Below are 15,362 nucleotides of genomic sequence, written 5' to 3' on the forward strand. Positions count from 1 at the left end.
GATAACTCATGGGAGAGCTTGCGCCGCTCGGCCATCCGGGTAAGCGGATGCGCGCTACTTCCACTGCGTGGAGACACCGAAACCGGCGGCGATGAAGCCGAAACCGACGACGATGTTCCAGTTGCCCAGCGCCTCGACGGGCAACTGGGTATCGGTCACGTAGAAGACCACGATCCACGCGAGACCGATCAGGAAGAACGCCAGCATGACCGGGGCGACCCAGCTGCGGTTGGTCAGCCTGATCGTCTGCGCCTGCTTCGCCGGCGGCGGCGTGTAGTCGTCCTTCTTGCGGATACGTGACTTCGGCACGAGGGGCTCTCCTGTCGATGCGCTGGGGGACCTTGCCTGCCCCGGGCGTCCGTTAGCGTAGTGGACCTGTGGCGTTGAAGGAGAAGGGTACGTTGAGCGATTCAGACGACTCCTCCGCGGGTCCCCGTCGCCGGGCCAGGCCGGTGCGGCTGCTCACGGCCGCCGTCTTCGCCCTGGCCGGGCTCATCTTCGTCACCAGCTTCAACACGTCCAAGGGTACGAACATCCGGACGGACGCATCACTCCTGAAGCTGTCCGACCTGATCCACGAGCGCAGCGCCAAGAACGCCGAGCTGGAGAAGAGCGCCGCGGCCGCGCGCGCCCAGGTGGACGCCCTCGCGGAACGGGACAACGGCAGCACCAAGGCCGAGGAGGCCAGGCTGGCCGCCCTGCGCACAGCCTCGGGCACCGAGGAGCTCTCCGGCAAGGGCCTGACGGTCACCCTCAACGACGCCCCGCCGAACGCCACCGCCCGCGTCCCCGGCGTCCCCGAACCGCAGCCCAACGACCTGGTGATCCACCAGCAGGACCTCCAGGCCGTGGTGAACGCGCTGTGGCTGGGCGGCGCCGAGGGCATCGAGGTGATGGGCCAGCGGCTGATCTCCACCAGCGCGGTGCGCTGCGTGGGCAACACCCTGATCCTCCAGGGCCGCGTGTACTCGCCCCCGTACAAGGTTTCCGCGGTCGGCGACCCGGGCGCGTTGCGCAGGGCCCTCGGGGCCTCCCCCGCCCTGCAGAACTACCAGCTGTACGTCAACGCGTACGGGCTCGGCTGGAAAGTGGACGAGGAGAAGCGGCTGACACTGCCCGGCTACTCCGGCACAGTGGACCTCCACTATGCGAAGCCGCTGGAGTCCGCCGCGTCCTGACGTCGTACTGCGCCTGGTGGTACGGACGTTCAGCGAGGTGTGCCTGACGGCAGGGACCCTGATCGTGCTGTTCGTGGCGTACGTCCTGCTGTGGACCGGGGTCAAGGCCGACCGGGCCATGGAGGACGAGCGGGCCCGGCTGCGCGACCGCTGGGCGGCGGCGGCCCCGGCGGCCGCTCCGGCCCCCCGGGCCCCCGCTCCGGCCCCTTCGGAGCCCTATCCGCCGGGGCGGGCCTTCGCCGAGATGTCCATCCCCCGCTTCGGCCCCGACTGGAACAAGCCGGTCCTGGAGGGCACGGACGCCGAACCGCTGAAGAAGGGCCTCGGCCACTACACCGGCACGGCCCGCCCCGGAGGCGACGGCAACTTCGCCGTCGCGGGGCACCGGCGCACCTACGGGGACCCGTTCAAGGACTTCCCCGAGCTGCGCCCCGGGGACACGGTGATCGTCCGGGACGCGACGGGCCGGTACACGTACACCGTGCGGGCCGAGCCGCTGCGCATCCTGCCCACCGAGACCGGGGTGGTCGACCCGGTGCCGCGCCGGTCCCCCTTCGCCACCCCGGGCAAGTACCTGACCCTGACCACCTGCGATCCCGAATGGGGCCACAGCCACCGGCTGGTCGCCTGGGCGGAGCTCACCGGCACCGGAAGCGGGTGATTGCCCCGGTGACCCACTCCGCGGGGGCCCCGGCCTTTAGGCTGTTGCGGTACCGCCACTGCGGTGCTTGGAACGATCGTGGACGAAGAGGGAAGCAGACGGAATGTACGGCTGGATCTGGCGGCATCTGCCGGGCAACGCGTGGGTGCGGGCGCTGATCTCTCTCGTACTGGTCCTGGCGGTGGTGTTCGTGCTGTTCCAGTACGTCTTCCCGTGGGCCGAGCCGCTCCTTCCGTTCAACGATGTGACGGTGGACGAGGGATCGGGAGCCACTCCGTGAGCGCGCGCATTCTGGTTGTCGACAACTACGACAGCTTTGTCTTCAATCTGGTCCAGTACCTCTACCAGCTCGGCGCCGAATGCGAGGTGCTGCGCAACGACGAGGTGGAGCTCGCGCACGCCCAGGACGGCTTCGACGGCGTGCTGCTCTCGCCCGGGCCGGGTACGCCGGAAGAGGCGGGCGTCTGCGTGGACATGGTCCGGCACTGCGCCGACACGGGCGTCCCGGTCTTCGGCGTCTGCCTCGGCATGCAGTCCATGGCGGTCGCCTACGGGGGCGTCGTGGGCCGGGCCCCCGAGCTGCTGCACGGCAAGACCTCGCCCGTGGTCCACGAGGGCCTGGGCGTCTTCGCCGGACTGCCGTCGCCCTTCACCGCGACCCGCTACCACTCGCTCGCGGCCGAGCCCCAGACCCTGCCGGACGTGCTGGAGGTCACCGCGCGCACCGAGGACGGGATCATCATGGGCCTGCGGCACCGGGAGCACGACGTGGAGGGCGTGCAGTTCCACCCCGAGTCCGTACTGACCGAGTGGGGCCACCGGATGCTCGCGAACTGGCTCGTGCGCTGCGGTGACGCCGGAGCCGTCGAGCGGTCGGTGGGGCTGGCCCCGGTGGTGGGCAAGGCCGTCGCGTGACGACGGTCGCGCCGTCCGCGCCCACCGAGGGCCGGGCCGCGCGGCGCAAGGCGGCACAGGAGGCCGCGAAGCGCTCACACGCGCGCGCCCGCAGGCGCGGCGGGGGAGGCAGGGGCCGACGGCGTGCCCGCCCGCGCTCCGGGGGGCCGGTGGTGGTGCTCAGCCGGGCCGCCGGCGAGCTGTTCATCACCGCCGGCGTGGTGATGCTGCTCTTCGTCACCTACCAGCTCTGGTACACGAACGTCCTGGCGGAGCGGGCCGCCGACGGGGCGGCGGGCTCGCTCCAGCAGACCTGGGAGCACCCACCGGCAGCGGGCGCTCCGCCGCCGGTGGCCGCCTTCGAGCCGGGTCAGGGCTTCGCCATCCTGCACATCCCGAAACTGGACCTGAAGGTGCCGGTGGCGGAGGGGATCAGCAAGGCGAAGGTCCTCGACAAGGGGATGGCCGGCCACTACGCGGAGGGCGCGCTGAAGACCGCGATGCCGGCCGACAAAGAGGGGAACTTCGCGGTCGCCGGACACCGCAACACGCACGGGGAACCCTTCCGCTACATCAACCAGCTGGTGCCCGGGGACGCGATCGTCGTGGAGACCCGGGACGCCTACTACACGTACCAGATGGCCTCCGCGCTGCCGCAGACCTCGCCGGCGAACGTGTCGGTGATCAAACCCGTTCCGGACGGTTCCGGATTCACCGGACCGGGCCGGTACATCACGCTGACGACCTGCACCCCGGAGTTCACGAGCACCTACCGGATGATCGTATGGGGCAGGATGACCGATGAACGCCCCCGCAGCCAGGGCGCTCCGCCCGCGCTGACCAGCCCGTAAGGACGAACCCGCAGTGTCTCGTGCCCGCCGCCGCTCCGCACCGCCGCCCGCCGACCGCAGTGTGGTCGCCGGGGCCCTGAGCCTGCTGGGGGAGCTCCTGATCACGGGGGGCCTGGTCCTGGGCCTGTTCGTGGCGTACTCGCTCTGGTGGACCAACGTCCTCGCCGACCGGCAGGCCTCGGCGCGCGGCGACGAGATCCGCCAGCGCTGGCAGAGCCCCGCGGCCTCGGCGAGCGCCCCCGCACAGCCCGGCGCCCTGGACACCGGGGACGGGATCGGCTTCCTGCACGTGCCGGCGATGAAGAACGGCGAGGTGCTGGTCAAGACGGGCACGACGCCGGAGGTCCTGAACGACGGCGTGGCCGGGTACTACACGGAGCCGGTGAAGTCCGCGCTGCCCTGGGACGACAAGGGCAACTTCGCGCTGGCCGCGCACCGCGACGGGCACGGGGCGAAGTTCCACAACATCGACAAGGTGCGCGGTGGCGACGCGATCGTCTTCGAGACCAAGGACACCTGGTACGTGTACAAGGTCTTCGCCGAGCTGAGCCAGACCTCGAAGTACAACACGGACGTGATCAACCCGGTCCCGAAGGAGTCGGGGAAGACCGCCCCGGGGCGCTACATCACGCTGACGACCTGCACCCCCGTGTACACCTCGAAGTACCGGTACATCGTCTGGGGCGAGCTGGTGCGGACGGAGAAGGTGGACGAGAAGCGCACCAAGCCGGCTGAGCTGCGCTGATCCACAGCGATGTTCCACGTGAAACGGGCCCGGCCCCCCTGAGTGGGGGGCCGGGCCCGTTTCACGTGAACCCTTGCCTAGCGGCGGCTGCCGCCGGTCAGGCCTCCGAAGAAGCCGCCGCCGCCCTGCTGGCCGCCGTCCTGCGGCTGGCTCGGGTTCACCATGGTGCGGACGTTCACGACCGTGCCGGCCGGCAGCGGGGTCCCGGCAGCCGGCTCGGAGGCCGTCACCAGGGCGTTGTCGTCCGTCGGGCCGCCCAGGACCGCCCCGAAGTTCAGGTTGGCCCGCTTGAGGTCGTCCTTGGCCTGGGCCACGGTCCGGCCCGCCAGCAGCGGTACCGCGGTGGGCGCCGTCGAGGCCTTGGCGATGCTGACGTTCACCGCGGTGTCCTTGGCGAGCTGCTCACCGGGGGCGTACTGCTGCTGGACGATCGTCTTCGGCGCGGCCCCGGGGGAGTCGACCTCCGTGGTGCTGCCGAGCTTCAGCTTGGCGTCCTGGAGCAGCTTGACGGCCTGCTCCTTGGTCTTGCCGGTGAGGTCGGGGACGATGCCCTTCGAGATCTCCTTGGCGACGGTGAGGGTGATCACCGAACCCTGCTCGGCCTGGCTGCCGCTCTTGGGGTTCTGCTCCGTCACCGTGCCGGGGGTCGCGCTGTCGGACTCGACCAGCTTCTTCTCGACCTGGAACTTCTTCGCCTTCAGGGCCGACTCGGCGTCCTCGAACTTCATGCGGACGACGTCGATCACGGCGACCTTGGGCGCGCCCGAGGAGACCTTGACCTTGACCGCGAAGCCCTTGTCGACCTTGGTCTCGGGGGCCGGGTTCTGCGAGCAGACATTGCCCTTGGGCTGGTCCGCGCAGGGCTCCTCGGCCTCCTTCTCCACCGTGAGGCCCATGTTCTTGGCGCTGCTCTGGGCCTGCTCGAAGGTCTGGCCGACGAGCTTGGGCACGCTGGGGCGGTTGTCGGCGGTCTCGCTGAAGAGGGTCCGGCCGATCAGGATCGCGCCGACCAGGACGAGCACCGCGGCCACGGCCAGCAGGATCGTCGAGGCCCGGCTCTTCTTCTGCTGGCGGCGGCCGTGACCCTGGTCGTAGCCGCCGTGGCCCTGGTCCCCGTACCCGTATCCGCCGTCGCCCCCGGGGGGCATCGGCGGGAGCATCGAGGTCTGGCCGGCGTCGGGGGAGCGCAGGGCGGTGGTGGGCTGGTCGTAGCCCTGGTGTCCGTATCCGCCCTGGTCTGGGTAGCCGTAGCCGGCCGCGCCCATGGTGGCGGTGGCGGCCACGGGCTGGCCCTCGAGGCAGGCCTCGATGTCGGCCCGCATCTCGTCCGCGGACTGGTAGCGGTAGTCGGGGTCCTTGACCAGGGCCTTGAGGACGATGGCGTCCATCACCGGCGTGATCTCGGGGTCGAAGTTCGACGGCGGCTGGGGCTCTTCGCGTACGTGCTGGTAGGCGACGGCCACCGGCGAGTCGCCGACGAAGGGCGGCCGGACGCAGAGCAGCTCGTAGAGCAGGCAGCCGGCGGAGTAGAGGTCGGAGCGCGCGTCGACCTGCTCGCCCTTGGCCTGCTCCGGGGAGAGGTACTGGGCGGTGCCGATCACGGCGGCCGTCTGCGTCATGGTCATACCGGAGTCGCCCATGGCGCGGGCGATGCCGAAGTCCATGACCTTGACCTGGCCGGTCCGGGTGAGCATCACGTTGGCGGGCTTGATGTCACGGTGGACGATGCCGGCGCGGTGCGAGTACTCGAGGGCCTGGAGGATGCCGATGCACATCTCGAGGGTGCGCTCGGGCAGCAGCTTGCGGCCGGAGTGCAGCAGCTCACGCAGGGTCGAGCCGTCGACGTACTCCATCACGATGTACGGGATGGAGATGTTGTCGACGTAGTCCTCGCCGGTGTCGTAGACGGCGACGATCGCGGGGTGGTTCAGCGACGCGGCCGACTGGGCCTCGCGACGGAACCGGGCCTGGAAGGACGGGTCGCGGGCGAGGTCGGCACGCAGGGTCTTGACGGCGACGGTACGGCCGAGCCGGGTGTCGTGACCGAGGTAGACCTCGGCCATGCCACCACGGCCGAGCACGTGGCTCAGCTCGTACCGGCCGCCGAGGCGACGCGGCTCTTCCATAACGTTGCAGCCCTCTCCGTCAGTCCCGACCGCACCGGTGTGTGGTCCGGCGGTGTGCTGTTCGCGGCAAGGCTACCGGCCGATCGTCGGTGATCGGTTCGTGACCACAGGCTGATATCGGACCGGTACCGAGCGCTCGGATCCTGCCCCCGAGTCTCATCCCTTGTTCTTCAGTACGGCTTCCATGACGGCCTTGGCGACCGGCGCGGCCTGGCCGCCACCGCTGATGTCCTCGCGGTCGGCGTCGCTGTCCTCGATGACGACGGCCACGGCGACGGGGGAGCTTCCGTCCGGCAGCTCGGCGTAGGAGATGAACCAGGCGTAGGGGCGCTTGGCGTTCTTCTCGCCGTGCTGGGCGGTACCGGTCTTGCCGCCTACCTTGACGTCCTTGATCTTGGCTTTGGTTCCCGTGCCGGCCTCGACGACGTTGACCATCATCTGCTGGACCTTCTGCGCGTTCGCCGCGCTGAGGGGCCGGCTCATCTCGGACGGCTCGTGCTTCTCGATCGTGTCGAGGTTGGGCGCGGTCAGCTGCTCCACCATGTACGGCTTCATCAGCTTGCCGTCGTTGGCGATCGCCGCGGTGACCATGGCCATCTGGAGCGGGGTGGCCGCGGTGTTGAACTGGCCGATGGCGCTCTGCGCGTTGCCGTCCTTGCCCATGGTCTTGTCGTAGACGCTGGCGAAGGCGCGGACCGGGGTGTCGATCTTGTCGTTGTTGAAGCCGAACTTCTGGGCGGTGTCGACCATCTTGTCGCGGCCGACCTTGTCGCCCAGGTTCGCGAAGACCGAGTTGCAGGAGACCTGGAGGGCGAAGTTCAGGGTCGCCTTCTCGCAGCCGCTCGCGTGGTTGACCATCGGGGTCTTGGTGCCGGGAAGGATGTACGGCTCGGGGGTGTCCGTGGGGGCGTTGATGTCGCTCACCACGCCGTTCTCCAGCGCGGCCGCGGCCGTGACCACCTTGAAGGTGGAGCCCGGCGGGTACGTCTCGCGCAGCGCGCGGTTGACGAGCTTCTTGTCCTCGTTGTCCTTCAGCTCGACCCAGGCCTTCTCGTCGGCCTTGGAGTTCCCGGCGAAGCTGGACGGGTCGTACGAGGGGGTGCTGACCAGGGCCAGGATGGCGCCGGTGCGCGGGTCGATCGCCGCGACCGCGCCCTTCCGGTCGCCGAGCTTGTCGAAGGCGGCCTTCTGGGCGGCGGCGTTCAGGGTGGTGATGACGTTGCCGCCCTGCTTCTTCTCCCCCGTGAACATGCCGATGGTGCGGTCGAAGAACAGCCGGTCGTCGTTGCCGGTGAGGATGCCGTCGTCCAGGGACTCCAGCTGGGTGGAGCCGAAGGCCTGCGAGGCGTAGCCGGTGACGGGCGCCCACAGGGGGCCGTCGATGTAGGTCCGCTTGTACTTGTAGTCGCTGCCGTCGGTGACGGCGGAACCGGTGACCGGCTGTCCCTGGACGATGATGTTGCCGCGTTCGGTGGCGTACTGGGCGATCTGGACCCGGCGGTTCTCCTTGCGGGTGCTGAGTTCCTCGGCCTGGACGTACTGCAGCCAGTTGGTCCGGATCAGCAGCGCGAGGACGAGCAGCCCGCAGAACAGCGAGATGCGGCGCAGGGGCTTGTTCATGACGGGCGGACCACCTGGGTCATCTCGGAGTCGGGGGACGGGGCGGGGGCCGGGGCGGGGCGGCGTGCGGTGTCGCTGATCCGGATGAGGATGGCGATGAGCACCCAGTTCGCCAGGACGGAGGAACCGCCGGAGGCGAGGAAGGGCATGGTCATGCCGGTGAGGGGGATGAGGCCCATGACTCCGCCGGCGACGACGAAGATCTGCAGGGCGAAGGCGCCGGAGAGCCCGATGGCGAAGAGCTTGCCGAAGGGGTCGCGGGCGGCGAGGGCGGTGCGCACGCCCCGCTCGATGATCAGGCCGTAGAGCAGGAGGAAGGCCATGACTCCGGTCAGGCCGAGTTCCTCGCCGACGGTCGAGAAGATGAAGTCGGAGTTGGCGGCGAAGCCGATCAGGTCCGAGTTGCCCTGGCCCCAGCCGGTGCCGAGCACCCCGCCGGAACCGAAGCTCATGATCGACTGGCCGACCTGCTCGCAGGCGCCGGACTTGCTGTAGCAGGCGAAGGGGTCCAGCCAGGCGGTGACACGGGCCTTGACGTGGCTGGCCGTGGCGCCGACGACGCCGGCTCCCGCCATCGACATCACCAGGCCGATGACGATCCAGCTGGTCCGCTCGGTGGCCACGTACAGCATGATCACGAACATGCCGAAGAAGAGCAGCGAGGTGCCGAGGTCGTTCTCGAAGACGAGGACGAGCAGGCTCATCGCCCAGATCATCAGGATCGGGCCGAGGTCACGGCCGCGCGGCAGGTAGAGGCCCATGAAGCGGCGGCTGGCCAGGGCCAGGGCGTCGCGCTTGACCATCAGGTAGCCGGCGAAGAACACCGCGATGACGATCTTCGCGAACTCGCCGGGCTGGATGGAGAAGCCGCCGACGCTGATCCAGATCTTGGCGCCGAACACGTCCGCGCCCAGACCCGGGATGACCGGCAGGATCAGCAGGATCAGGGCGCTCGCCATCGAGATGTACGTGAACCGCTGGAGCACGCGGTGGTCCTTGAGGACCAGCAGCACGACGGAGAACAGGGCGATGGCCAGCGCCGTGTACATCATCTGGCGCGGCGCGGACTCCGAGAAGGCGCCGAAGCTGCGCTTGGCGAGGTTCTGCAGCCGCTCCGACTGGTCGAGCCGCCAGATCAGGACGACGCCGAGGCCGTTGAGCAGGGTCGCGATCGGCAGCAGCAGCGGGTCGGCGTACTTGGCGTAGCGGCGTACGACGACGTGGGCGATCCCGGCGAGGACGGCGAAGCCGAGTCCGTAGAGCAGCATGCCCGGGGGCAGCTCGCCGTGGATCGACAGGCCCACGTTGGCGTAGGCGAAGATCGGGATGACCACGGCGAAGGCGAGCAGCATGAGCTCGGTGTTCCGTCGGCTCGGAGCCTCGATGGCGCCGATGGTGGTCGTGTTGGTGACAACGCTCATGGTGTGGCAGGCCCCCTGTGCCCGCGTATGTCTACTGCTTTTCGCACTGACCGACGACAGCTTGCTCCGCGGGAGTCAGGCTGGGGCCGGGCGTCTGGTTGCCCTGGGCTTCGGCGGCGCGTCGGGCTTCGTCCTGCTTGCAGGCGGAGACCTGGGTGCCGAGCTCTTCGATCTTCTTGCGCGCGCCCTCGAGGCTTTCCTCGCTGATGGTGGCCTCGACCTGCTTGCGCTTGAAGGGCGGCAGGTACTTCAGTTCGATGTCGGGGTGATCCGTCTCCACCTGCGAGAGGTGGATCCAGGCCAGGTTCTGGCTGATGCCGCGGTACAGCGCGACATGGTCACCCTTGACGCCGACGTAGTACTGGGTCTGCGTCCAGCGGTGTGCCGCGTACAGGCCGCCGCCGACGACACCGGCCACGAGCAGCAGGATCAGCGTGCGGACGGTCCACTTGCGCCCTTTGCTGCGCCGCCTGCGCGGGTGGTCGTACGTGTCCTCGTACTGGCCGTCGGCGTCGTAGGCGTCGTAGGACTTGGGGTCGCCGAAGCTGCCGAGTGCGCCGCCCTGGCTCTGGTCGGGGTATCCGTAGCCGGGGGCCTCGCCGCTGCCGGGAGGGCCGAAGGCGCCGGCGGGCGGCGCGGCCGGGCGGCCGAGGCCCGAGGCGCGGCCGGCCGGGGTCTGCATGGCGTTGCCGTCGAAGAGCTGGTGCTGGTTCTCGGCGACCGCGCCGACGACGACCGGGGTGTCGCTCATCTGGGCGGCCATGGTGTCGCCGCTGTCGGTGTCGAGGACGTCCGCGACGATGCAGGTGATGTTGTCCGGACCGCCGCCGCGCAGGGCGAGCTGGATCAGGGACTGCACCGTCTCGTAGGGGCCGTGGTAGTCGGCCAGGGTCTCTTCCAGGGTCTGGTGGGAGACCACGCCGGACAGGCCGTCGGAGCAGATCAGGTAGCGGTCGCCGGCCCGGACCTCGCGGATGGAGAGGTCGGGCTCCACGACGTCGCCGCTGCCGAGCGCCCGCATGAGGAGGGAGCGCTGCGGGTGGGTGGTCGCCTCCTCCTCGGTGATCCGGCCCTCGTCGACCAGCCGCTGCACCCAGGTGTGGTCCTGGGTGATCTGCGTGAGGACGCCGTCGCGGAGCAGGTACGCGCGGGAGTCGCCGACGTGGACGAGCCCCAGTCGCTGGCCGGTCCACAGCAGGGCGGTGAGCGTGGTGCCCATGCCCTCGAGCTGGGCGTCCTCCTCGACCATCGCGCGCAGCTGGTCGTTGGCGCGCTGCACGGCGACGCCGAGGGCGGTGAGGATGTCGGAGCCCGGGACGTCGTCGTCGAGCTGGACGAGCGAGGAGATGACCTCGGAGCTGGCGACCTCGCCGGCTGCCTGGCCGCCCATGCCGTCGGCGACCGCGAGGAGCCGGGGACCGGCGTAGCCGGAGTCCTCGTTGCCCTCGCGGATCATCCCCTTGTGCGATCCGGCGGCGAAACGCAGGGACAGACTCATGCGCACCTGCCCTGTCGACGATGCCTCGGGGTACAACCGGTCTCGAGCCACACTGCCCACCCTCCGGTCGGGAGCGCGCTCGGGTCCGTGTCCCCGGTGGGACGGACCGCCGCGGCTCGCTCGCTCCGCTCGCTCATTCTCGTACTACTTCCGCAGCTCGATGACGGTCTTGCCGATGCGGATCGGGGCGCCCGGCGGGATGGGCGTCGGGGTGGTCAGCCGGGTCCGGTCGAGATACGTGCCGTTGGTGGACCCGAGATCCTCGACGATCCACTGGCCGTCACGGTCGGGGTAGATCCTGGCATGCCTGCTGGAGGCGTAGTCGTCGTCCAGCACGATCGTGGAATCGTGGGCGCGGCCCAGCGTGATCGTCTGGCCGGCGAGGGCCACCGTGGTGCCCGTGAGGGTGCCCTCGGAGACGACGAGCTTGGTCGGCGCACCCCGGCGCTGGCGCTGCTGGGGTGGGGCGGACTGCCGCCCGGTCTGCGGCGGCGCGCCGGCGGAGCCGCCGCCACCGCGGCGTGAGCCGCGCTGCGTGACTCGCGTACCGAACAGGTCGCTGCGGATGACCTGAACGGCCACGATGACGAACAGCCACAGAACGGCCAGGAAACCCAACCGCATGACCGTCAGGGTCAGCTCTGACATTGCCCCCGCTTCACCCTTCGGCTTGCCGGTAAATGATGGTGGTGCTGCCCACGACGATCCGCGAGCCGTCGCGGAGCGTAGCGCGGGTGGTGTGCTGCCCGTCCACCACGATGCCGTTGGTGGACCCGAGATCCTGGATCGTCGGGGGTGTTCCGGTCCGGATCTCACAGTGCCGGCGGGATACGCCGGGGTCGTCGATCCGCACATCGGCCTCGGTGCTCCGGCCGAGTACGAGCGTGGGGCGCGAGATCTGGTGGCGGGTGCCGTTGATCTCGATCCAGCGGCGCACGGTGCCCGGGGCACCGGGAGCCGCAGGCGCGCCGCCGGGGCGGGCGCCGGGTCCGCCCGGAGGCGGTCCCGCGGGCATGGGCGGGGCGGCGACCGGCGGGTAGCCGTAACCGCCCTGCTGGCCCTGCTGGCTCTGGGGGGCCTGCGGGGAGTCCTGGGAGGTGCTGGAGGCGAGGGTGCGACTGCGGACCCGGTAGAGGCCGGTGTCGAGGTCGTCCGCCTTCTCCAGGTGCACCTTGATGGGGCCCATGAAGCTGTAGCGCTGCTGCTTGGCGTAGTCGCGTACGAGGCCCGCGAGTTCGTCGCCGAGCTGACCGGAGTAGGGGCTCAGACGCTCGTAGTCGCCGGCGCTGAGCTCCACGATGAAGTCATTGGGTACGACGGTCCGCTCGCGGTTCCAGATGGTGGCGTTGTTGTCGCACTCCCGCTGGAGGGCGCCGGCGATCTCCACCGGCTGGACCTCGGACTTGAACACCTTGGCGAAGGTGCCGTTCACCAGACCTTCGAGTCGCTGCTCGAAACGCTTCAGGACTCCCATGGGGCACCTCCTCCGTCGTTGTCGCCCTGTACTGCTTACTGATCGTATCCACGCGTGGCGGATTCGGGTGGTTCCCCTTCGGTCCCGTGCGCAGGAGTGTTGGTCCTCACAAGGGATCGTAGGGGCGCTCCAGGGACAGTGTCCCGCACCGGGCGCGGAGTGCGGGAGGGGCCGTCCCGGTCGTCGTGAGGAGCCGGGAAAAGCGATTTCAACCCACCCCGTCTGACGTGCTAGTGTTTCGACGTCGCCAGGGGAACGGCCCGAAAGGGAAGAACCGCTGGAGTGCTACTCGGGCGAGTGGCGGAACGGCAGACGCGCTGGCTTCAGGTGCCAGTGTCCTTCGGGACGTGGGGGTTCAAATCCCCCCTCGCCCACATCGGGGAAGCCCCGGTCCGGAATACGGGCCGGGGCTTCTCGCATGTCCGGCTCCTCCGGTTCCCCCCTTCCGACTTTCGTCGTGCGGGGCGCGACGAAAGAGAGCGGCCGGCGGCGCCGCCGGGTGTCTATGGTCGGGCGCGTGGATGCCAAGGCGAGGACGCGGGCGGGCTGGGACTGGCTGAAGGGGCCGGAGCCCCGGACGCGGCGTGCGGTGGCGGGGGACCTGACGATCGCCGTCGTGATGGCGCTGCTCGGCCTCGGCGTCGACGAACTCAGCAAGAGCTCGGGCCAGAAGATGGTCCTCGGGGTCGTGGCCGTGGTGGCGCTGGTCCTGCTGCGCCGACGCCTGCCCGCGGCCACGCTGGTACTGGGCGCCGCGGCGAGCGCCTTCCTGCCCTCCGTGTTCCTCGTGACGATCCTGCTGGGCTGGTCCGCGGGCCGCCGGATCGTCGGAGTGGGGCGGGCCCTCGCCGCGTTCACCCTGGCCTTCCTCGCGGCGATAGGCCTCTCCGTGGTCGAGCAGTGGACGCAGATGCGGCCGCTGCTCGTGGTCGTGTTCTCCGCGCTGCTGTTCCTGGCGACGACCGTCATGCCCGGTCTGGCCAGCCGCTACTGGCACCAGCGCCGGACCCTGCTGAGCGCGCTCCAGGAGCGCAACGACCAGCTGCTGCGCGAGCGGACGATGGTCGCCGGGCAGGCCAGGCTGCGGGAACGGCAGCGGATCGCCCAGGACATGCACGACAGTCTGGGCCACCAGCTGGCGCTGATCTCGGTGCACACCGGGGCGCTGGAGGTGGACCCCGCGCTCACCGACCGCCAGCGCGAGGCGGTGGGGGTGCTGCGGCAGGCCTCGGTGGCGGCCATGCACGAGCTGCGCGAGGTCGTCGGGATCCTGCGCGACGGCGTGGAGGCGCCGGCGCCGGTGGAGGAGGCGCAGCCGGCGGCGCGCGGGGTGGCGGGGATCGCGGGGATCGTGGACGCGGCGCGGGCCGCGGGGACCGACGTACGGCTGGGCACGACGGGGCAGCCGCGGGCGCTGGTCGCGGCCTGCGACCACGCGGCGTACCGGATCGTTCAGGAGGCGCTGACCAACGCCTACAAGCACGCGCCGGGGTCGTCGATCAGCGTGGAACTCCGGTACGAGGACGACTCGCTGGTGGTGGAGATCGCCAACGGCCCGGCGGCCGACCGGGCTTCCGGTGAGGTGGTCTCCGGCGGGCAGGGACTGACGGGGCTGCGGGAGCGGGCCCGGCTGGTCGGCGGCATGGTGCACGCGGGGGCGACCGAGGGCGGCGGGTTCCGGGTGGCGGGCGTGCTGCCGTACGGGACGGAGCCGGCCGGGCTCGTCCAGGACGTGGCCGACGACTTCGGGCAGCGTTCGCAGGCCCGGGCGCTGGCGCTGAAGGGGGCGCCGCCGATGGACTGGGCGGCGCTGGACCGCGAGCTGGCGGTGCCGGTGCGCAGCAGGACCGGGGGCGTCGCGATGGGCTGCGGGATCGCGGTCGCGGCGGTGGTGATGTTGATCATCGTGCTCGGGGCTGCGGTGGTGATGCTGGTGGGCTCGGTGGACAAGGCGATGATCGGCAAGGAGGAGTACGACGCGGTCCACGTGGGCGAGTCCGAGCAGGCGGTCCGCACGCGGCTGCCGAACGGGGACAGCATCCTGACGTCGGGGATGGACCGCAAGGGCCCGCCCCGGCCGGAGGGGACGGAGTGTCTGGCGCTGCTCTCGGAGGATTCCTCGGAGCTGACCACCGACACCGTTTTCCGGTTCTGCTTCCGGGACGGCAAGCTCGTGGACAAGCAGGCGTACGAGGTCAAGCAGTAGGAGCGCGGGTGTCAGCCAAAGTGATCCGAGTGGTGATCGCCGACGACGAGCCGCTGATCCGGGCCGGGATCAGGATGATCCTGACCTCGGCACCGGACATCGAGGTCGTCGCGGAGGGGGCCAACGGCCGGGAGGCCGTCGAGCTGGCCCTGTCCCACGCCCCTGACGTGGTGCTGCTGGACATCCAGATGCCGGTGATGGACGGGCTGACCGCGCTGGGCGAGCTGGGGCGGGCGACGCCCGCCGTGCGGGCGCTGATCCTGACCACCTTCGGGGAGAAGGAGAACGTGCTGCGGGCGCTGAGCCAGGGCGGCGCGGGCTTCCTGCTGAAGGACTCGGCGCCGGGCGAGCTGATCGGCGCGGTACGGGCGGCCGCGGCCGGGGACGCGTACCTCTCGCCCGGGGCGACCCGGCACGTGGTGGACCAGCTGGCGTCCGGCCCGGCCGCGGGACGGGGCGAGGAGGCCCGGCGGCGGGTCGCGGAGCTGAGCGAGCGGGAGCGCGGGGTGCTGGCGCTGCTGGGGGAGGGGCTGTCCAACGCGGACGCCGGGCGCAGGCTGCACATGAGCGAGGCGACGGTGAAGACGTACGTGAGCCGCATCCTGGCGAAGCTGGAGTGCGAGAACCGCGTTCAGGCGGCCCTGCTGGCCAGGGACGCCGGGCTGTAGGTACGGTCGGGCCGGACTTG

Annotated in this window: 14 protein-coding genes, 1 tRNA gene and 1 pseudogene; 9 read left to right on the top strand and 7 right to left on the bottom strand. The window is 70.4% G+C overall.

Going from position 1 to position 15,362, the window contains the following annotated elements:
• Window positions 1-54: 54 nt before the first annotated feature.
• Complete coding sequence (gene crgA, locus OOK34_RS12210) at window positions 55-309, bottom strand: cell division protein CrgA (protein WP_030225155.1); 255 nt, start codon at window positions 307-309, stop codon at window positions 55-57.
• A 92-nt stretch (window positions 310-401) separates the two neighbouring features.
• On the opposite strand from crgA, the gene OOK34_RS12215 reads away from it, so the two are divergent.
• The 6 genes and pseudogenes from OOK34_RS12215 to OOK34_RS12240 all read left to right on the top strand — a co-directional run bounded on the left by OOK34_RS12215 (window position 402) and on the right by OOK34_RS12240 (window position 4,329).
• Window positions 402-1,178, top strand: a complete 777-nt coding sequence (locus OOK34_RS12215; protein ID WP_267033875.1) for a DUF881 domain-containing protein — start codon at window positions 402-404, stop codon at window positions 1,176-1,178.
• Window positions 1,147-1,839, top strand: a complete 693-nt coding sequence (locus OOK34_RS12220; protein WP_267033876.1) for a class E sortase — start codon at window positions 1,147-1,149, stop codon at window positions 1,837-1,839. Before OOK34_RS12215 ends, OOK34_RS12220 begins: the two co-directional genes overlap by 32 nt.
• A 103-nt stretch (window positions 1,840-1,942) precedes the next feature.
• The gene (locus tag OOK34_RS12225; protein WP_030011120.1) at window positions 1,943-2,119 is read left to right on the top strand and encodes a hypothetical protein; all 177 of its coding nucleotides are present in this window, start codon (window positions 1,943-1,945) and stop codon (window positions 2,117-2,119) included.
• Window positions 2,116-2,754, top strand: coding sequence for an aminodeoxychorismate/anthranilate synthase component II (locus tag OOK34_RS12230; protein WP_267033877.1), 639 nt, complete (start codon window positions 2,116-2,118; stop codon window positions 2,752-2,754). Before OOK34_RS12225 ends, OOK34_RS12230 begins: the two co-directional genes overlap by 4 nt.
• Before the next feature lie 152 nt (window positions 2,755-2,906).
• A pseudogene (locus OOK34_RS12235) lies at window positions 2,907-3,584 on the top strand (class E sortase); the annotation flags it as partial.
• 13 nt (window positions 3,585-3,597) lie between these two features.
• Window positions 3,598-4,329 (top strand): class E sortase, encoded by a 732-nt coding sequence (locus OOK34_RS12240; protein WP_267033878.1) that lies wholly within the window; start codon window positions 3,598-3,600, stop codon window positions 4,327-4,329.
• Window positions 4,330-4,406: 77 nt separating this feature from the next.
• Here the strand turns inward: OOK34_RS12240 and pknB are convergent, their stop codons facing one another.
• The 6 genes from pknB to OOK34_RS12270 form a co-directional block, all read right to left on the bottom strand.
• The gene (gene pknB / locus OOK34_RS12245) at window positions 4,407-6,455 is read right to left on the bottom strand and encodes a Stk1 family PASTA domain-containing Ser/Thr kinase (RefSeq protein WP_267033879.1); all 2,049 of its coding nucleotides are present in this window, start codon (window positions 6,453-6,455) and stop codon (window positions 4,407-4,409) included.
• A gap of 156 nt (window positions 6,456-6,611) precedes the next feature.
• Window positions 6,612-8,075, bottom strand: coding sequence for a penicillin-binding protein 2 (locus OOK34_RS12250; RefSeq protein WP_267033880.1), 1,464 nt, complete (start codon window positions 8,073-8,075; stop codon window positions 6,612-6,614).
• Entirely contained in the window at window positions 8,072-9,496 is a 1,425-nt protein-coding gene (locus OOK34_RS12255; protein WP_267033881.1) for an FtsW/RodA/SpoVE family cell cycle protein, read from the bottom strand. The genes OOK34_RS12250 and OOK34_RS12255 overlap by 4 nt, the downstream gene beginning before the upstream one ends.
• 31 nt (window positions 9,497-9,527) lie before the next feature.
• On the bottom strand, window positions 9,528-10,994 hold the full coding sequence (locus OOK34_RS12260) for a PP2C family serine/threonine-protein phosphatase (protein WP_267033882.1): 1,467 nt from the start codon (window positions 10,992-10,994) through the stop codon (window positions 9,528-9,530).
• Window positions 10,995-11,138: 144 nt separating this feature from the next.
• The gene (locus tag OOK34_RS12265; protein ID WP_267033883.1) at window positions 11,139-11,642 is read right to left on the bottom strand and encodes an FHA domain-containing protein; all 504 of its coding nucleotides are present in this window, start codon (window positions 11,640-11,642) and stop codon (window positions 11,139-11,141) included.
• Between the two features lie 10 nt (window positions 11,643-11,652).
• Complete coding sequence (locus tag OOK34_RS12270) at window positions 11,653-12,468, bottom strand: DUF3662 and FHA domain-containing protein (protein ID WP_267033884.1); 816 nt, start codon at window positions 12,466-12,468, stop codon at window positions 11,653-11,655.
• A gap of 291 nt (window positions 12,469-12,759) precedes the next feature.
• On the opposite strand from OOK34_RS12270, the gene OOK34_RS12275 reads away from it, so the two are divergent.
• The 3 genes from OOK34_RS12275 (at window position 12,760) to OOK34_RS12285 (ending at window position 15,342) form a co-directional block, all read left to right on the top strand.
• Window positions 12,760-12,842 (top strand) — tRNA-Leu (locus OOK34_RS12275).
• Between the two features lie 131 nt (window positions 12,843-12,973).
• Window positions 12,974-14,674, top strand: coding sequence for a sensor histidine kinase (locus tag OOK34_RS12280; RefSeq protein WP_267033885.1), 1,701 nt, complete (start codon window positions 12,974-12,976; stop codon window positions 14,672-14,674).
• Between the two features lie 8 nt (window positions 14,675-14,682).
• Window positions 14,683-15,342 carry a response regulator transcription factor gene (locus tag OOK34_RS12285; protein ID WP_323183415.1) on the top strand — a complete coding sequence of 220 codons (660 nt, stop codon included), beginning with the start codon at window positions 14,683-14,685 and terminating at the stop codon, window positions 15,340-15,342.
• The last annotated feature ends 20 nt before the right edge of the window (window positions 15,343-15,362 follow it).

Source organism: Streptomyces sp. NBC_00091, from assembly GCF_026343185.1.
GTDB lineage: Bacteria > Actinomycetota > Actinomycetes > Streptomycetales > Streptomycetaceae > Streptomyces.

Excerpts from the sequence above, each read along its gene's own strand:
- OOK34_RS12220 (WP_267033876.1), top strand. The coding sequence starts at position 1,147 with ATGCGAAGCCGCTGGAGTCCGCCGCGTCCTGACGTCGTACTGCGCCTG.
- OOK34_RS12225 (WP_030011120.1), top strand. The coding sequence starts at position 1,943 with ATGTACGGCTGGATCTGGCGGCATCTGCCGGGCAACGCGTGGGTGCGG.
- pknB (WP_267033879.1), bottom strand. The coding sequence starts at position 6,455 with ATGGAAGAGCCGCGTCGCCTCGGCGGCCGGTACGAGCTGAGCCACGTG.
- OOK34_RS12250 (WP_267033880.1), bottom strand. The coding sequence starts at position 8,075 with ATGAACAAGCCCCTGCGCCGCATCTCGCTGTTCTGCGGGCTGCTCGTC.
- OOK34_RS12255 (WP_267033881.1), bottom strand. The coding sequence starts at position 9,496 with ATGAGCGTTGTCACCAACACGACCACCATCGGCGCCATCGAGGCTCCG.
- OOK34_RS12260 (WP_267033882.1), bottom strand. The coding sequence starts at position 10,994 with ATGAGTCTGTCCCTGCGTTTCGCCGCCGGATCGCACAAGGGGATGATC.
- OOK34_RS12265 (WP_267033883.1), bottom strand. The coding sequence starts at position 11,642 with ATGTCAGAGCTGACCCTGACGGTCATGCGGTTGGGTTTCCTGGCCGTT.
- OOK34_RS12270 (WP_267033884.1), bottom strand. The coding sequence starts at position 12,468 with ATGGGAGTCCTGAAGCGTTTCGAGCAGCGACTCGAAGGTCTGGTGAAC.
- OOK34_RS12280 (WP_267033885.1), top strand. The coding sequence starts at position 12,974 with ATGGTCGGGCGCGTGGATGCCAAGGCGAGGACGCGGGCGGGCTGGGAC.